The sequence below is a fragment of the Ammonicoccus luteus genome (genome assembly GCF_050880385.1).
GTDB lineage: Bacteria > Actinomycetota > Actinomycetes > Propionibacteriales > Propionibacteriaceae > Enemella.
Window position 1 is genome coordinate 129,209 of record NZ_JBNZCI010000002.1, and the last position, 15,955, is coordinate 145,163.

The 15,955-nt window shown below is 67.6% G+C and carries 16 protein-coding genes and 1 pseudogene; 6 read left to right on the plus strand and 11 right to left on the minus strand.

Annotated elements, in window-relative coordinates:
* Nucleotides 1–43: 43 nt before the first annotated feature.
* The 9 genes from ACQ260_RS05915 to ACQ260_RS05955 form a co-directional block, all read right to left on the minus strand.
* On the minus strand, nt 44–1,390 hold the full coding sequence (locus ACQ260_RS05915; RefSeq protein WP_432558493.1) for an ABC transporter permease: 1,347 nt from the start codon (nt 1,388–1,390) through the stop codon (nt 44–46).
* Nucleotides 1,387–2,616, minus strand: coding sequence for an ABC transporter permease (locus ACQ260_RS05920; protein ID WP_432558494.1), 1,230 nt, complete (start codon nt 2,614–2,616; stop codon nt 1,387–1,389). Before ACQ260_RS05920 ends, ACQ260_RS05915 begins: the two co-directional genes overlap by 4 nt.
* The gene (locus ACQ260_RS05925; protein WP_432558495.1) at nt 2,613–4,175 is read right to left on the minus strand and encodes an ABC transporter ATP-binding protein; all 1,563 of its coding nucleotides are present in this window, start codon (nt 4,173–4,175) and stop codon (nt 2,613–2,615) included. Before ACQ260_RS05925 ends, ACQ260_RS05920 begins: the two co-directional genes overlap by 4 nt.
* Nucleotides 4,176–4,298: 123 nt before the next feature.
* Nucleotides 4,299–5,420, minus strand: coding sequence for a BMP family lipoprotein (locus tag ACQ260_RS05930; protein ID WP_432558851.1), 1,122 nt, complete (start codon nt 5,418–5,420; stop codon nt 4,299–4,301).
* Between the two features lie 278 nt (nt 5,421–5,698).
* Entirely contained in the window at nt 5,699–6,016 is a 318-nt protein-coding gene (locus tag ACQ260_RS05935) for an HU family DNA-binding protein (protein ID WP_432558496.1), read from the minus strand.
* Nucleotides 6,013–6,192: a hypothetical protein gene (locus tag ACQ260_RS05940; RefSeq protein ID WP_432558497.1), complete on the minus strand. Its 180-nt coding sequence runs from the start codon at nt 6,190–6,192 to the stop codon at nt 6,013–6,015. The genes ACQ260_RS05935 and ACQ260_RS05940 overlap by 4 nt, the downstream gene beginning before the upstream one ends.
* A 195-nt stretch (nt 6,193–6,387) precedes the next feature.
* A complete protein-coding gene (locus ACQ260_RS05945; protein WP_432558498.1) occupies nt 6,388–7,113 on the minus strand; it encodes a DUF899 family protein in 726 nt (241 codons plus the stop codon).
* Nucleotides 7,082–7,474 (minus strand): hypothetical protein, encoded by a 393-nt coding sequence (locus ACQ260_RS05950; protein ID WP_432558499.1) that lies wholly within the window; start codon nt 7,472–7,474, stop codon nt 7,082–7,084. The genes ACQ260_RS05945 and ACQ260_RS05950 overlap by 32 nt, the downstream gene beginning before the upstream one ends.
* A 135-nt stretch (nt 7,475–7,609) precedes the next feature.
* Nucleotides 7,610–8,647 (minus strand): MsnO8 family LLM class oxidoreductase, encoded by a 1,038-nt coding sequence (locus tag ACQ260_RS05955; RefSeq protein WP_432558500.1) that lies wholly within the window; start codon nt 8,645–8,647, stop codon nt 7,610–7,612.
* Between the two features lie 104 nt (nt 8,648–8,751).
* On the opposite strand from ACQ260_RS05955, the gene ACQ260_RS05960 reads away from it, so the two are divergent.
* The 3 genes from ACQ260_RS05960 to ACQ260_RS05970 all read left to right on the plus strand — a co-directional run bounded on the left by ACQ260_RS05960 (nt 8,752) and on the right by ACQ260_RS05970 (nt 10,646).
* On the plus strand, nt 8,752–9,219 hold the full coding sequence (locus ACQ260_RS05960; protein ID WP_432558501.1) for a MarR family winged helix-turn-helix transcriptional regulator: 468 nt from the start codon (nt 8,752–8,754) through the stop codon (nt 9,217–9,219).
* Complete coding sequence (locus ACQ260_RS05965; RefSeq protein ID WP_432558502.1) at nt 9,216–9,716, plus strand: flavin reductase family protein; 501 nt, start codon at nt 9,216–9,218, stop codon at nt 9,714–9,716. The genes ACQ260_RS05960 and ACQ260_RS05965 overlap by 4 nt, the downstream gene beginning before the upstream one ends.
* Nucleotides 9,717–10,397: 681 nt before the next feature.
* Entirely contained in the window at nt 10,398–10,646 is a 249-nt protein-coding gene (locus ACQ260_RS05970) for a ribbon-helix-helix domain-containing protein (protein WP_432558503.1), read from the plus strand.
* A 116-nt stretch (nt 10,647–10,762) separates the two neighbouring features.
* On the opposite strand, the gene merA is transcribed toward ACQ260_RS05970, so the two are convergent.
* Nucleotides 10,763–12,193 carry a mercury(II) reductase gene (gene merA / locus ACQ260_RS05975; protein ID WP_432558504.1) on the minus strand — a complete coding sequence of 477 codons (1,431 nt, stop codon included), beginning with the start codon at nt 12,191–12,193 and terminating at the stop codon, nt 10,763–10,765.
* 110 nt (nt 12,194–12,303) lie between these two features.
* On the opposite strand from merA, the gene ACQ260_RS05980 reads away from it, so the two are divergent.
* Nucleotides 12,304–12,693 carry a heavy metal-responsive transcriptional regulator gene (locus ACQ260_RS05980; RefSeq protein ID WP_432558505.1) on the plus strand — a complete coding sequence of 130 codons (390 nt, stop codon included), beginning with the start codon at nt 12,304–12,306 and terminating at the stop codon, nt 12,691–12,693.
* Here the strand turns inward: ACQ260_RS05980 and ACQ260_RS05985 are convergent.
* Nucleotides 12,684–13,581: pseudogene (locus ACQ260_RS05985) on the minus strand (IS5 family transposase). The gene ACQ260_RS05980 and the pseudogene ACQ260_RS05985 overlap by 10 nt on opposite strands.
* A 43-nt stretch (nt 13,582–13,624) precedes the next feature.
* Here ACQ260_RS05985 and ACQ260_RS05990 point away from each other — a divergent pair.
* Nucleotides 13,625–13,795, plus strand: a complete 171-nt coding sequence (locus ACQ260_RS05990) for a hypothetical protein (protein WP_432558506.1) — start codon at nt 13,625–13,627, stop codon at nt 13,793–13,795.
* 599 nt (nt 13,796–14,394) lie between these two features.
* Nucleotides 14,395–15,939, plus strand: coding sequence for a replication initiator (locus ACQ260_RS05995; protein WP_432558507.1), 1,545 nt, complete (start codon nt 14,395–14,397; stop codon nt 15,937–15,939).
* Nucleotides 15,940–15,955 lie beyond the last annotated feature (16 nt).

Below are 15,955 nucleotides of genomic sequence, written 5' to 3' on the forward strand. Positions count from 1 at the left end.
CCCGAGGACCGAGCAGGACATCTCCAGGCTCATGAATCCGGCCTCACTTCGTGTAGGGCACACCGTCGGCAGCCGGAGCCCGCACCCGGCCGACGAGACCGGCGACAGCGATGATTGTTGCGACATAGGGAAGCACGAGCAGGAACTGGCTCGGCACAGGGGTCTGCAGGGTCTGGAGCTGTGACGCCATCTGGGTCACGAACCCGAAGAAGAGCGCCATCACGGTCGCCCAGACCGGGTGCCACCGGCCCATGATCAGGGCAGCGAGGGCGATGAAGCCGTTGCCGACCGTGAGGTCCTTCACGAACGCCCCGGTCGACCCGATCGTGAAGAACGCCCCGCCGAGACCAGCGAACGCGCCGCCGACCAGGACCGCTGACCACCGCACCGCGCGCACGCGGATGCCGACGGTGTCCGCGGCCTCAGGGTGCTCCCCCACCGCCCGCACCCGCAGCCCCCATTTGGTCCGATAGAGCAGGAACCAGACGACGATGACGGAGAGGACCGCGAGGTACGCCAGAATCGTCTGCCGGAACAAGATCGGCCCGATAAAGGGAATCTCCGACAGCAAGGGAATCGGGAGCTGGCTCATGATCGGGCCAGAGTTGAACTCCCGGGAGTTCGGCTGGACCAACTGGTCGAACAGGAAGCCCGTCAGACCGGCTGCCAGCAGGTTGATCACGACGCCAAGGACGACCTGGTCGACCAGATATCTGATCGCGAACAGCGCCAGCAGTGAGCCCATCAGGATGCCGGCGATGATCGCGGCGACGAGCGCCGCCGGGATCGACTTGGTCACCGAGCCGACGAACGCCGCCGCGAAAGCCGCTGTGAGGAACTGTCCCTCGATGGCGACGTTGACGATCCCCGACCGTTCACAGAGGACACCACACAGGGCCCCCAGAATCAGCGGCGTCGCGAGCGACAGCGTGCCGTTGAACTGGTTGGACAGCGGGAACGGCAGGCCCCGGCCGGCGGCCGCCCAGGTGAGGAAGCCCAGAACCACAGCCAACCCGGCGACGGTCCCGGCGAGCGCGGGCAGCCGCCCGCGCAGGCGCCCGGACAGCAGGCCGATGCCCGCGCCGATGCACGCGAGCGCGCAGATCAGCACGACGGGCAGCCCCGGCAGACCGATCGTCGGCAACTGCACTTCATCGAACGCGTCCGACAGGGCGAACCGCGCGGTGCCCGAGGTGGAGAAGGTCAGGAACAACAAGAGCGCGCCGACGACGAGGATCAACACCGAGGTCGACATCCGCTGGCTCCTCGCCTGCCGGGACTCGGTGCGGGCCAGCGCCGGCTCCTCCGGCGGCGGGCCGGCGTGCATGCCCGGTGTCTCCTTGGCGACTGGTTCCTGGCTCTCGGGCAGCTTCGGAAGGGAGTTCGTCACTGGAGGGCTCCTGTCTGGGCGCTGCCGGTGAGGGACCGCATCCGGCGGCCCTTGAGCATCGGGAAGACGGTCCGGACGAGCCCGGGGGCGGCGACGAAGAGCACGATCAGTGCCTGGAGCACGGTCGTCAGCGTGAGGGGCGTGTCCGCCATCGACTGCATCGCGAGACCGCCGGCGTGCAGACCGCCGAACAGCAGGCCGGCCAGCACGGTCCCGAACGGGCGCGAACGACCGAGCAGCGCCACGGTGATGGCATCGAAACCGACGGTGCCGACCAACCCGGCCGACAGCGGAACCGGCGTGCCCAACACACTCGGCCCCAACGCGTACTGCACGCCCGCCAAACCGGCCAGCGCTCCCGCGACCGTCATCGTGATCACGGTCGTCCGCTCGACCGACATGCCCGCGGTCGCGGCCGCATGGGGATTCGCGCCCACCGCGCGGATCGCGAAGCCCGTCGTCGATCGGTCGAGCAACCACCACACGAACAACGCGGCGAGGAGCGCGATCAAGAACCCGAGGTGAAGTCGTGACCCCTCGAGCCGCGGCAGTGTCGCGTTCCAGGCGACGATCGGGGAGATCGGATCGGCGCGGCCGGGCCGGCGAAACGCGGTCGTCGTGAGCAACCAGGCGAGCAGGCCGATCGCGACGTAGTTCATCATGATCGTCACGATCACCTCGTGGGCACCGGCCTTCGCCTTGAGCCAGCCCACGATCGAGCCCCAGAGGGCGCCGCCGAGGATGCCGAACGCGATCGCGACTATCAGGTGGAGGACGGGCGGGAGGGACCAGGCGAAGCCCGCGTACGCCGCCAGGATCGATCCCACGATCGCCTGTCCCTGGGCACCGATGTTGAACAGGCCCGCCCGGAATGCGAGGCCCACGCCGAGCCCCGCGCAGATCAGGGGTGCCGCCTGGGCGGTGGTCTCGGTGATCGGGCCCCAGCCGCCGACGGAACCGATGAGGAGAGCGGAGTACGCACCGTAGACCTTGTCCCACGATGCGCTGAGAGCGTCGCCCGGGCGGCCGAAGAAGTACGCCCATTTCGCGGCGACATCGGCATCGGACACGACCATGAGAATCGCGCCGACCACGAAGGCCAGCACGAAGGCCAGCGCGGTGGTGACGACCTCCGCCCACGGGATTGTGAACCGGGGCCCGGTCGGCGCCTCCGCGCCAGGGGTCTCCGGGGTCTCGGGGGTCTTGGCAGTGGCTGCGGTGCTCACCTGAGGTCCTCCGGATTGTGCGTGCTGCTGGCGCTCTGGGCAAGCGCCTCGTCGGCGGGAACACCGGCCATCATCAGGCCGAGGGCATCGCGGGAGGTGTCGGGGGGAACGATGCCGACGATCCGCCCGCGGTAAATCACCGCGATCCGGTCCGCGAGTGCCGCGACCTCATCCAGTTCGGTGGAGACGATGACGACGGCCGTGCCGCGGTCCCGTTCGGCGACGATGCGTTCGTGCAGGAACTCGATCGCACCGACGTCCACGCCTCGGGTCGGCTGGGACGCCACAAGGACGGCCAGCGGTCGGGACAGCTCACGGGCGAGCACGACCTTCTGCTGATTGCCGCCGGACAGCATGCCCACGGGGGTGTCGATCGACTGCGTGCGGATGTCGAACTCGTCGACCTTGTCGGTCGCGTGCCGGCGGATGAGCGGGAGATTGAGGGAGAGGCCTTTTGCGTACGGCTTCTCATCGAACGTGTTCAGCACGAGGTTCTCGGCGACCGAGAAGGTGCCCACGAAGCCGTCGTGTTTGCGGTCCTCCGGCACGAACCCGACACCCGCGTCCAGGGTCTGCTTGGGCGAATAGCGGGTGATGTCCTTGCCGTCGAGTGTGATCCGGCCGCCGCTGACGGGCGTGATGCCGAGCAGCGCCTCGGCCAGTTCGGTCTGACCGTTGCCCTGAACGCCTGCGATGCAGAGGATCTCGCCGCCGGAAACGTCGATGCTGAGGTCGTTGACGACGACCATGCCACCGGGTGAAAGCACCCGGAGGTCGTTAACGACGAGCCGCTTGTCGCCGGGTTCGGCGTGGTCCTTGTCGACCGTGAGTTGCACAGCCCGGCCCACCATGAGCTGCGCCAGGTCGGCCTCGGTGGCAGTCGGCTCGGCTTCCCCCACGACCGCTCCGCGGCGGATCACGGTGATCCGGTCGGCGATCGCACGGACCTCACGCAGCTTGTGCGTGATGAAGACAATCGCTTTGCCCTCGTCGCGCAGGGATTGCATGACGGCCATCAGTTCGTCGATCTCCTGCGGGGTGAGGACCGCAGTGGGCTCGTCGAAGATGAGGTAGGTGGCATCGTTGGCGAGCGCCTTCAGGATCTCGACCCGTTGTTGCACGCCGACCGGCAGTTCCTCGACCACGGCATCGGGGTCGACGTCGAACTTGTAGCGCTGCGCCAGGTCCTTCACCAACTCGCGGGCGGCGGCGTGGTCGAGGATGCCGAACGAGCCCTGTTCGCGACCGAGTGCGATGTTCTCGGCCACGGTGAACACGTCGACGAGCATGAAGTGCTGATGAACCATGCCGATGCCGGCGGCCATGGCCTGCTTCGGGTTCGCGACGTGCAGCGGAGTGTCGCCAATGCGGATCTCGCCCTCATCGGGTTGCAGCAGACCGTAGAGGACGTTCATGAGAGTGGACTTGCCCGCGCCGTTCTCGCCGAGAAGGCAGTGGATCTCTCCGGGTCGGATCGTCAGGTCGATGGAATCGTTGGCCACCAGAGCGCCGAAGCGCTTGGTGATGCCGATGAGCCGGAGGTCCTCCGTGGCTGTCATGCGTGCTCCTGCTCCGGTCGCGATGACGGCGCGGGCGTGGGGTGGCGCTCTGCCTCCCCACGCCCTTGGCCGCTCCGGGGCGAGCACGCCCCAGTCGCTGCCTCTCCGCTTGTGCTGAGTGACTTACTGCTTCGGCTGGCTCTGGGACTCGATGGTGATCGTGCCGGACTCGATGTCCCCACGGATCTTCTCGAGCTCCGACTTGGTCTCGGCGCTGACCTGGTCGTCGAAGTCGTGGAACGGCGAGAGGCCGGTCCCGTCGTTGGCCAGGGTGCCGATGTAGGGCTCGTTGCTGAACTCGCCGTCCTTCGCCGCCTTGATCGCGTCGAAGACGGCGACGTCCATGCCCTTGTAGACGGAGGAGATCAACTGGGCGCAGTAGTCGGTGGATTCGCAGCCGTCGGTGTCGACCCAAATCGCGCTCACGTTGCCGTTGCTGGCCTTGGCCGCCTCGAGGCCGCCCAAGCCGGCGGGCCCGGCCACCGGGAAGATGATGTCAGCGCCCTGTGAGATCAGGTTCTGCGCGGTCTGGCGACCGCCCTGGACGTTCTCGAACGGGTTGGGCTGCGGGACGAACTGGCCGTCCTGGCGCTCGGAGTCCCAGCCGATCACCTGCACGTCGGTGCTCTTCTGCTCGTTGTGATAGCTGACGCCCTGAGCGAACCCGTCCATGAAGATCGTGACCGTCGGGATCTGCATCCCGCCGAAGGTGCCGACCTTGCCGGTCTTCGACTGCGCCGCGGCGAGATAGCCGGCCAGGAACGACGACTCGGCGGTGTTGAACACCAGCGGCTTGAGGTTCTGCACGTCGGCCGCGCCCTCGGGGTTGTCGTCGACGATCGCGAAGTGAATGTTGGGGTTGGCCTTCGCTGCCTCCATCGTGGCGTCCGACAGCAGGAAGCCGACGGTGACGATGGTGTCGCAGTTGGCGTCGACCATCGCCTGGATGTTCTTGGCGAAGTCCGCGGTGCTCGATGACTCGACCTGGCCGATCTCGATGCCGAGTTCGTCCTTCGCGTCGGTCAGGCCCTTGTAGGAGGTCTGGTTGAACGACTTGTCATCGAAGCCACCGGCGTCGGAGACCATGCAGGCCTTGTAGTCGCCGTCACCAGCACCACCGCCGGTGGCGCCGGCCGTGTTGCCGGGAGCAGGAGTCGTGTTCTGCTCCGGCGGGGCGGCGCAGCTCGAGAGGGTCAGCGCCGCAGCGCCCACCATGGCGGGGACGACCAACAGAGTCTTTCGGATGTTCACGTTCGGATGCCTCCTGTGAGCCGGCGATCGGGTCTGATGACGTTCTCTTCGTTGGCGACTGGCCAGCAGGCACCAAATCCGCGAACGACAGGAATCTATCCGCCCGATGACGTTTGAGTAACGCGGGTGCCCCTAACACGCAGAGTCGGTTACTCAAAAGTAATCGTGCCGGACCGCGGGACGGCCTGCACGCCGAGGTAATGGTGGGCAGACACGAAACCGCCCGTCGCTTCGGCGGCGACGGGCGGTTTCGGCTGGCGACTTGCTCGGGACTACTTCCCCGAGACGCTGTTCTTGAACTGGGCAGCGGCCTTGAAGCCGGGGACCGATGTGGCGGCGATCTGGATCTCCTCACCGGTCTGCGGGTTGCGACCGGTGCGGGCCGAACGCTCGCGGCGCTCGAAGGTGCCAAGACCCGGGATGGCGATACGGTCGCCGCCGGCCACGGTCTCGGTGATGGCCGAAACGAGGGCCCCCAAGGCCTTGTCCGCATCGGCCTGGCTGATCCCGGCCGCTCCGGCCATGGCTTCCAAGAGTTCCTTCTTGGTCATTGTGTTCCTTCGCTGTAAAGGGCTTCTCGTATGCGTCACAGTAGGAGGTCAGCCCCGCCCGCACCGACGACACGCCGAAAATTGAAGGTTTCCGGGACAGAAATCGCCACGCCGAGCCCCGAAAACAGGTCTTCCGGCGGAAGGCGGCCCAGGGGGACATGGGCCGCCTCCCACCGGGTGCGTTGATCGACGGGAGCGATGTCACCATCGATCATCGCCTTCTGCTCAGCGGTTGCAGGGCCGCTGCCGGGGGATCTGGAGGGCGGGTCAGCCACTGCTGATGATTGTCGGCGACCAAGCTGTGACGACCCTTGGCTCAAGCTTAGTATGCCCTGAATTCTAGGGGCACCCCGGCCTGGCCAGTGACGCTCGAGTCATGGCCCTGGTGTCGTTCGTGTCGGGTTCTTTCCTCACATCGGGTCGAACCGTTGGGGCCAACCCTCGGGCGAGTCCTCGCCACGTTCCTGCAACCCCCAAGGGGCCATCCGCAACAGGCCGCTGGCGGGCATCGTGGTCTCGATCGCCACCCCGGTGGTCCGGTAGGTCCGGTACACCGTGCCGTCGCCGGTGCGCAGGAAGACGCTGATCCCCGGGAAGTCGCCCCCGGCCTCGTCGATCACGCCCATCTCTTCACTGAAGGCGCGCGGAGCGCTGTACCACGGCGTGGTGATGCCCTTCAGGCCTGCCCAAGCGGCCAGCCTCTCCTGCGGAGCGCGGCTGATCAGCACGAAGCGGGCATCCCGCTCGGCCAGCTCGTCGTTGATCCCTGGGCCCTGGTTGCGGGCGTACTGCGTGCAGTGCGGGCAGGCCTCGTCCCAGTCGGGCGCGTACATCGCGTGGTACACGATCAACTGCTGCGCGTCGCCGAAGAGGTCGGCCCAGCCGCCTTCACCATCCGGACCGGTGAATGCGTATTCGGCGACCGGGGTCATCGGCAGTCGACGGCGCCGGGCGGCCACCGCCTCGATCTGTTTCTGGAGTTCCTCCTCGGCCCGGTTCACGGCGTCGACCTCTGCGTGCCACTCCGAGCTGGAGACGATGGGTGGGATTCCGGCATTCATCGGCTCGTCCTTGTCTGTGGTCTCCGGCCCACCGGCCGGAATGTCAACGGTGTAGACATGATCCCAGGTGTCCATTCTTATACCCCTGGCATGTCATCGTCAACGGGTCGCGGAGAGTTCGTCTCCGTGTCATTTCGGGAACCTGTACGCAGCCCTGGCGCCGGTCCGGGTGGGGCGTGCGTGTCAGGGTGTCGAGGTATTGGCCGATCAGGACCGGCATCGGCCCGGGCTGGTGTTGGCCCAAGCGCAGGAACTTGCTGCGTACGTCGACTTCATCGCCGCGATCGTCAGTGATCTCGCTGTTGGTGGTGTGATGGGACAGCGCGGGCCGGCCGATGAGGTCGCCGCGGCGCGAATAGGGGGCTTCGGGCGATCCGGTCATGGCCGCCAGCACGGCGGAGCGGCCCTGGACGATCGGCCCTCCCGCCGGCCGCATGTCGAAGACGACGTCCTCGGTCAGGACGTCCTCGAACGGGCGTCGGCCGAGTCCAGCGCGTGCCCGTACCGGGCGATGGTCTGCATGATCTCGAAGTAGTCGTCGAAGCTCACGACGCGTCTTCCGGTGCCGGGCTCAGGGGGCCCGTTGTGGCTCCAGCCCGAAGGCCTCGGCGAGCAGTTCGTGGGAGCGCCGGCGGGCGACCGGGTCCGCGATGAGGTCCTGGACCATGACCTCATCGGCGCGGGACTCGGCGGCCATCTGCTCCAGGGTCGCGCGCACGTCGTCGGGTCCGCCGGCAACGAATCGCGGCCACTGGCCACTGGTAATCGAGGTCGGCTCGTCCTTCTCAGCCTGGGACAACTCGGCGGCGGCTTCGTCAGGAGTCGGGACCATGACGGACCCGGCCGCACGGCCGGCGCGCCGCAGGCGCGCGTAGTAGCCCTTCGGTGAGTTCGCCAGATGCAGGCCATCAGCCTCGGTGTCGCCGACCGCGACGTTGACCGCCAAGATCGCGCGCGGGGAGTCAAGTCCGAATCCTTGCGGCGCGAAGACCTCACGGTAATGGCGCAAAGCGGACGCGGCACCGGCCGGGTTGATGAAACCGGCGAAGGTATAGCCGATGCCGAGCCCGGCAGCGAGATTCGACCCGTTGGGGCTCGACCCCAGCAGCCAGGTCTGCGGCCTGCTGGGCACGCTCGGCATCAGCGGATGGTCGTGGAAGGGGTGATCGTCTGGGAACGCTTCGTGCAACCAGGCCAAGGTCTCCAGGACCTGCTGCTGATGATCGGCCTGGGCAGGATGCTGGCGGTTCTGCTGCAACGCGGCATCGAGCACCGGACCGGCAGTCGCCCGGCCCATCCCCAAGTCGATCCGACCCGGGGCCATCGCTTCGAGCTGGGCGAACATCTCTGCGACCTTGAACGGGCTGTAATGGTTCATCAGCACCGCCCCCGAACCGAGCCGGATCGAGGAGGTCACCATCGCCGCTGCTGCGATCAACAGTTCCGGATGATGCGAGGCCCCCGACCGGGACAGGTGATGCTCAGCGAACCAAACCCGATGGAATCCCAGCTTCTCCGCGTGTTTCGCGGTGGCCAAGGCATCGGTCAGCGCATCGGTCTCGGTGGTGCCTGGGGCGACAGTTCCCAGATCAACGATGGACAATCTCACAGGCGGGCACTCCCCGGACTCGGTGGTGATTGACTCCGACCCTACATCAGATAGTTGGTTTGTCCCAACTTGTTTTCTGCACTCGCCGGGGCTACGGTGACCGCATGTCACGTGGTGAGAGTCTCGATGATCTGGAGCGGTCACTGGCGACGGTGCTGCGACTCCTGGCTGACCGTGCCACTACCGATGATCTCGCACGTCGCTGCGGCTACGATCTGCCCCCAGCATCCTGGGCGCTGCTGGAACACTTGGCTGCTCGCGGCAGCTTGCGGGTTTCCGATATCGCAGCCTGCCACGGCGTTGACGTCTCCTCGATCACCCCCCGGCTCAAACGGCTGGAGAACGCCGGGCTGGTGGAACGCGGCCGTGTGCCCACCGACGCTCGCGCCTTCCTCATCAAGATCACCTCCGAGGGCAACCGCGCGCTCGACAGCGTCCACGCCGCCCGCCGCGAACTCCTCGACCAGGTCCTTGCCGGCACCGACCCCGATGACCTGGCCCGCGCCGCCACCGTGCTGAGCTGCGTCGCCGTTGGCCTGGCACCCCAGCCACTCGCACCCGCCGGCCGATGAGCGGCGTCATCGGTCCCCCAGCATCCGCCGAGCAGTTGCGCAACGTAATGGCGCAGGCGCCGGCCGCAGTCGCCGTCGTGACCACGCGCACGGCCGGTGTGCCGCACGGCACCACGGTCAGTTCATTCGTGTCCGTCTCGCTCGACCCACCCACGATGCTGGTCTCGTTGGACAACACGTCCGAGCTCTTGTCCCAACTCGAGCCCGGCTCACGGATCGGCGTCAACATCCTGGCCCATTACCAGGCCGACGCCGCTGCGCACTTTGCACGCAAGAACAAGGGCGACCCTCCCATCGGCTCCGAACTCACTGACGACGAGCCACCCCGCGTACTCGGGTGCCTGGCTTGGATCGCGCTGACCGCCACCGAGCTCATCACCGTCCACGACCACACACTCGTGATCGGCACCGTGAACACCACCGACACGACCCAGGTCCCAGACCTGCCACTGCTCTACTGGCAACGCGCCTACGGCACGCCCAAGTCCGCGGCCTGACCGTCTCAACAGCGGGCGATCCCGGGGCGCCTGACGCCCGTTCGCGGACACGCCCTCGCCCACGTCAACACTGACATCCCTGGGCGGGTGACCGCACAAACGAATCTGCCCCGCACTCAGGCGGGGCAGGTGTCGATCTCAACTTATGTGGAGCTAAGGGGATTCGAACCCCTGACCTTCTCATTGCGAACGAATGTTCGATTATTGAAAGCCTGTCTGGACGGTGCCCTGGCGTTGCTCTGGGTGCGCTAGATCCAAGCGCTCTCGTACGCCGGGGGGCACCCGGGGGGCACGCTTTCCGGGTGGCCATGGGAGGGCCGCCGCCCCGATAGCTGCCCGATTTTGCGGCGTGCGTGCCGGGTCAATGGTCGAACGAAGTTCGATCCGAAGGACGCGAAGCGCCGTTGACGCGGTGCGTGCGGCGCAAGACGATCGGATAGCGGGGCGACGGTCCGTCGGTGAGAACTTTTGGGGACGTGACCGAGGCCGGTGACGTCCCTTTGTGCGGCCCGGGCCTGAGCGGCGAGGTCGTCGGGGTCCCTGGGGTGCGCGGAGGCGGAGCCGGAGCGCGGGGCCCCGGGGGTGCGGCCGTGGCCGGCCGGGCCCGGGCAGCGCCGCGAAGCGGCCTTGAACCAGCAAAGAAACTCCTCACGCCCTCGATATTCGTATTACATTTTTGGCATGGGGAAGATCAACGGTGTCCCGGTCACCGACGAGCAGATCCAGGAGTGGGCCGACGAGGCCGAGCGCGGCTACGACGTCGAGAAGCTCCGCAAGCGGGGCCGCAAGCCCGTCGGCGACGGCCCGGGCCAGGTCGTCCCTGTCCGGATCGACGAGACTTTGCTGACGGCGCTGAACGAGCGGGCGGAGCACGCCCACGTGAGCCGGTCGGAGCTGATCCGGGCTGCCATTCGCGCGTACGTCTCGTGAGGGTCCACCCCTCCTGCACTGAAGCACGGAGTGGACCCCGATGACGCCCTGATCGCGGCGTCTGATCCGGTCTAGGCCGTGTTGCTAAAGGGTGCTCCGACCCGGACGGGTCCGAATCAGGCGCAGCAGGACAGCTGGGAGGGGTCGGTGGTGAAGGACTGGCAGGCGAGCTTGATGCCTTCGGTCATGGTCAGGTAGGGCGCCCACATCGTGGCAACGTCTTGGTAAGTCTGCTGTCCCTCGAGGAGGAAGACGCCGGCGGCGGCGAGTTCGCCGGCGTCCTTGGCGACGGCGGTGATGCCGAGGATTCGGCCGGTGTCCTCGTCGATGACGATCTTGATGAATCCGCGGGTGTCTCGGTTGACCAGGGCGCGGGGCACGTAGTCCAGCTGTAGCACGCGGCAGTTGCAGCGGTAACCGGCCGCCAGGGCTTGCTTCTCGGTCATCCCGACCGCGCCGATGGCGGGACTGGTGAACGTCACCCGGGGCAAGTGGCTGTAATCCACCGTGCGTGCCGCGCCGGTGAAGGCATTGTCAACAACCATCGCGCCGTGATGGGCGGCGACGTAGACGAATTCCGGGTGGCCCGTGACGTCCCCGGCGGCCCAGATGCGCGGGTTGGCGGTGGCCAGTGAGTCGTCGACGACGATCTCCCCGCCCACACCGGTCTGGACCTGGACCGTCTCCAGGTCCAGGGCCTCGGTGACCGGACGGCGGCCCAGCGCCACCAACACCCGTTGGGCGCGGAACTGTCCGGTCCGGCCGGCGACGGTCGCGGTAGCGGTCACCTCACCGGTCGCCTCGTCCTGGGTGATTGTGGTGAGTTGGGCTTGGCGCACCACCGTGATGCCCTCGTCGGCGAAGACCGATTCCAGCACCTGGTTGACCTCGGGCTCTTCGGCGGAGGCCAGCCGGGAGCGGACCAGCATGGTCACCGTCGAGCCGAGCCGGGCGAAGAGCTGGGCCAGTTCCAGGGCGACGTATCCACCTCCCAGCACCAGCAGAGACTCGGGAACCTCGGTGAGTTCCATCGCGGTGGTCGAGGTCAGATAGTCCACCTGCTCCAGTCCCGCCAGGTCCGGGGCCCAGGGGTGGGCGCCGGTGGCGATCAGATAGTGGGCGGCCTCGAGCATCTCCGGGGTCCCGTCCGCGCCGGTCACCCGCAGCACCGGGGCGTCGGGGGTGCCGGTGAAGGTGGCCACGCCATGCCGGATCGGCCAGTCGTAGGACTCGGCGAGATCGACGTACTTCGCCGACCGCAGGCCCTCCACCAGGGACTGCTTGCCGCCGACCAGGCCCGGCATGTCCACCGGCCCGGCCATGGTGGCGATGCCGGGGAACCGACCGGGAGCGTCGGCGGCGACGCGCCGGGCCTCGGCGGCAACGATCAGCGCCTTGGACGGCACGCAGCCGATGTTCACGCAGGTGCCGCCGACGGTGCTCTGCTCGATCATCACCACCGACTTGCCCAGACGCCGGGCCCGGATCGCGGCGGAGAACGCTGCACCCCCGGAGCCGATCACCGCAAGGTCTACCTTCTGGCCCATTTGGGATACTCCGATCACTTGGCGAAATACTCGGATAGGGCCAGACTGGACCTTCCAGTGCGGGGGAAGGTCAAGTTCATCCCGTCGGGGACCCCAGGAGGAGTGCGGCCATGAGGATCGGTGAACTCGCCTCCGTAGCGGGCACCAGCACCAAGACGCTGCGATTCTACGAAGAGCAGGGCCTGCTGCCAGCACCGGACCGGACTGCGGCCGGTTACCGGGACTACGACCCAACCGTGCTCGACCGGCTGGACTTCATCGGCCGCGGCCAAGCGGCCGGACTCACCCTGGCCCAGATCCAGCAGGTCCTCGAGATCCGCGACAACGGACAGGCACCCTGCGAACACGTCCGCGCCCTGCTCGACCAACGCCTGGTGAACATCGAGAACCAGCTGCGCACCCTGGCCGCCCTGCGCGATACCCTCACCGGGCTTCGGGACGAGGCCAGCACCCTCCACCCCGATACCTGCGGGCCCGACCGGGTCTGCCGTTACGTCTGAACCGTGCTGCGAGGACCGGTGGTGAGCCAGTGGAAGGTGGCGGCCAGGCAGAGCCCGGCGTGGTAGCTGCCGGCGGTCTTGTCTGATCGCATCGCGATCCCGCGCCATTGCTTGAGGCGGTTGAAGCACCGCTCCACGACATTGCGACCGCGATAGCGAGCCTGTTGCTGCTCCCCGAAGTCGATCGGTCGGCCTGGCTTGTTCCAGCGGTGCGCGATCTGATCCTCGCGTTCGGGAATCGTCGCGGCGATGCCGTGTGCACGCAACCAGGCACCATTCGCTTTCGACGGGTAACCCTTGTCCGCCAGCACCCGGTCCGGACGGGTTCGCGGCCTGCCGGCCGTGCCGGGCACGCAGATCTGCCCTAGCGTGGGGGCAAGCATGCTCATGTCGGCCGCTTGCCCCGGGGTGAGGATGAACGCCAGCGCCCGGACGCGCCCGTCACAGACAAGATGCGTCTTCGTGGTCAACCCGCCCCGAGACCGGCCGATGGCGTGGTCAGGTGTCTCCGGCCCGAACTTCTTGTACTTCGATCCATCCCTCCGTGCTCCTGGGCAAGGTCGGCCCGTGCTGGTGCACGCGCACCACCGTGGAGTCGATCGAGGCCACCCAGTCCAGGTCTCCTCGCTGGTATGCCAGCGACTGGACCTTCTCCAGTAACCGCGCCCACACCCCGGCCGTCGCCCACCGGCGGAAGTTCCTATAGACCGTGTTCCAGTTCCCGTACCGCGACGGCAAATCCCGCCACGGCGCCCCGGTGCGATATCGCCACGCCACGGCTTCCACGACCCTGCGCCGGTCCACCGGGGGCCAGCCCGTAGCCCTCGCGGGCGGGAGCAACGGGCCGATCACAGCCCACGCCTGATCCGAAATCACATCGCGCGACATCCTCCAAGGCTCACCCGCCAACCGCCCAGAGGTGTTTAGCAGCATGCCCTACGTCGCAGACCTCGACGAGGACAGCCCCGCACGCCAGTTTCGGCTGGGCTTCGACTCCACCGGTCGTTTGCTCGAGCTCGTCGTCCTTCGCTTCGACAGTGGCAACGAGCTGCTCATCCACGCCATGAAGGCACGTCGCCAGTACCTCGACCTGCTCGACTGACGACACGCACGCGCGCGCCATCAACTCCTATTGCACGATCAGCGGTCTTCGGCGCGCCGGCGGCAGCGGCGACGATGATTGCGGGTGTGATATGCGTCACATTACGAGTCAGCCTGCGCATTCATCGGATCTGTCCGTGGACGTGCGTCTATGTGCGGGTAGTTCTTGTTGATTGCTATTGGCTCGCGTGAGGGTTGCTGTCTGTGGCTGTCAGGGCCGCTTTCGGGGCCTCGCCTGCGGTCGGGATTGTTGGGTGTGGCCGGGGCTGGTGCTATAAATGGTGTCACGGAGATTCCGGGAACGGCAAAAAGCTGATGTGCCTGAGAATGGGTGCGGCGAGTCGATTCCCGAGGAAAAAACAAACACCAAAAACATTTAGAGCTGTGACTCCGCTTCAGATTGTCGTGTTCGCACACCGGGTAAGCCCCTGTCGGTGTTCGGAGTCGTTGGTGTTGGCGTGACCCACTGAGACTGGGTGTGCTGTCAGGCAAGGGGCTCTTGGCCAGGCAGCACACCCTCAGAGGGTGGCTGGCCATGATCCCCACACAATCGCACCGCGAGCCCGGCGTGCTCCCCGGACCTCCATCGCGGTCGGCGGCATGACCGTCACCGACCGGTTCAGCGATGACGCGCCCTCGGGGTCGGGGTTTCCCGGGCACGGAGAGAACGCGCCGCTGGAGCTGCCCGCCCACCTCGCCGCCTCGGCCCTGTCCCGGATACTCGACCGCACCCATGAGGCGTTCGCCGACACCCTCGCCGCCGTCGGCAACTGCGCGCACCCCATCCGGCTCACCGGATCCACCATGACCCTCGACCGGGCCACCGGGGAAGTGCTGTCCTCCTGGTCCTCCGACCAAGCACCTCTCGGGGCGCTGTACCGCCCGTGCGGGAACCGCCGCGCCGAGGTCTGCCTCGCCTGCTCCCGCGTCTACGCCCGCGACACCTTCGCCATGATCCGCGCCGGAGTCGCCGGCGGCAAAACCATCCCCACCACCGTCGCGACCAACCCGCTGCTGTTCGTCACCCTCACCGCTCCGTCCTTCGGCCTGGTCCATGGCGTCCGGGAGAACGGCAAACCGTGCCGTCCCCGGTCGTCGGATCGGGTGGAGGTGTGCCCGCACGGGGTCCGGCTGTCCTGCCACGCCACACACGCCGACGATGACGCGGTGGTGGGGTCGCCGTTGTGCTGGGACTGCTACGACTGGACCTCCGCGGTGGTCTGGCAGTGGCACGCCCCCGAACTGTGGCGCCGCACCACCATCGCGCTCCGCAGAGCCCTCGCCAGTGCCCTGGGTGTCCCGCCGTCACGGTTGAAAGACCGGGCGTCGCTGCAGTACGCCAAGGTCGCCGAATACCAAGCCCGCGGCCTGGTCCACTTCCACGCCCTCATCCGCCTCGACGGACCCGACGGCCCCGGCAGCCCGGCCCCGCTCGATGCCGAGACCCTGGCAGACCTCGTCACCACGGTGACCCGTAGCGTGACGTGTCCGGCGCCGCCGACCTCCGAGACCGACACCGCCCGGGTCATCGCGTGGGGGCGCCAGCTCGACGTCCGCACCGTCCGCCACCACGCCACCGCGCGGCGCTCGGAGTCGCTGTCGGCGGGGCAGGTGGCCGGCTATCTGGCGAAGTACGCCACCAAGGACGCCAGCAGCGGCGGACTGTCCACCCGGCCCCACGTGGCACGGCTGGCGCAGGTCTGCCGGGACCTGGGCGCGCTCGCCACTCGGCGCCATGTTCTGGGGCATCACCGGAAGGGTTCCACGGTGGTTCCGTTGGATCCGAAGACCGGGCGGGATCATTACGCGTTGATGGGCAAGTGGGCGCACATGGCCGGCTTCCGCGGCCACTTCAGTTCGAAGTCCCGCCGGTACTCGGTCACCCTCGGCCAGTTGCGCCGGGCCCGGCAGCGCTACCGCCGCCTCCTCGACCAGGCCGCCCGCGAGGGGAAGGCGCTCGACACCCGGGACCTCGAGGCCCGCTTGCTCGCGGCCGAGGAGGACGACACCACCCTGGTCGTCGGGGACTGGCGATTCAGCGGCACCGGCTGGCCCCGCATCGGCGATGAAGCCCTGGCCATCGCAGCCGCCGCCCGTGCTCGGGAGTACGCGCAATGGAAAGCCGCCCGCCGCAAGAACCACTGACCCACCACGGATAAGG

Bases quoted from the DNA above. Each gene is read 5' to 3' on its own strand.
- ACQ260_RS05945 (WP_432558498.1), bottom strand. From the start codon at position 7,113: ATGGACACCTGGGATCATGTCTACACCGTTGACATTCCGGCCGGTGGG.
- ACQ260_RS05990 (WP_432558506.1), top strand. From the start codon at position 13,625: ATGCCCTACGTCGCAGACCTCGACGAGGACAGCCCCGCACGCCAGTTT.
- ACQ260_RS05995 (WP_432558507.1), top strand. From the start codon at position 14,395: ATGACCGTCACCGACCGGTTCAGCGATGACGCGCCCTCGGGGTCGGGG.
- merA (WP_432558504.1), bottom strand. From the start codon at position 12,193: ATGGGCCAGAAGGTAGACCTTGCGGTGATCGGCTCCGGGGGTGCAGCG.
- ACQ260_RS05965 (WP_432558502.1), top strand. From the start codon at position 9,216: ATGAGCGGCGTCATCGGTCCCCCAGCATCCGCCGAGCAGTTGCGCAAC.
- ACQ260_RS05960 (WP_432558501.1), top strand. From the start codon at position 8,752: ATGTCACGTGGTGAGAGTCTCGATGATCTGGAGCGGTCACTGGCGACG.
- ACQ260_RS05980 (WP_432558505.1), top strand. From the start codon at position 12,304: ATGAGGATCGGTGAACTCGCCTCCGTAGCGGGCACCAGCACCAAGACG.
- ACQ260_RS05925 (WP_432558495.1), bottom strand. From the start codon at position 4,175: ATGACAGCCACGGAGGACCTCCGGCTCATCGGCATCACCAAGCGCTTC.
- ACQ260_RS05950 (WP_432558499.1), bottom strand. From the start codon at position 7,474: ATGCGGCCGGCGGGAGGGCCGATCGTCCAGGGCCGCTCCGCCGTGCTG.
- ACQ260_RS05940 (WP_432558497.1), bottom strand. From the start codon at position 6,192: ATGATCGATGGTGACATCGCTCCCGTCGATCAACGCACCCGGTGGGAG.
- ACQ260_RS05970 (WP_432558503.1), top strand. From the start codon at position 10,398: ATGGGGAAGATCAACGGTGTCCCGGTCACCGACGAGCAGATCCAGGAG.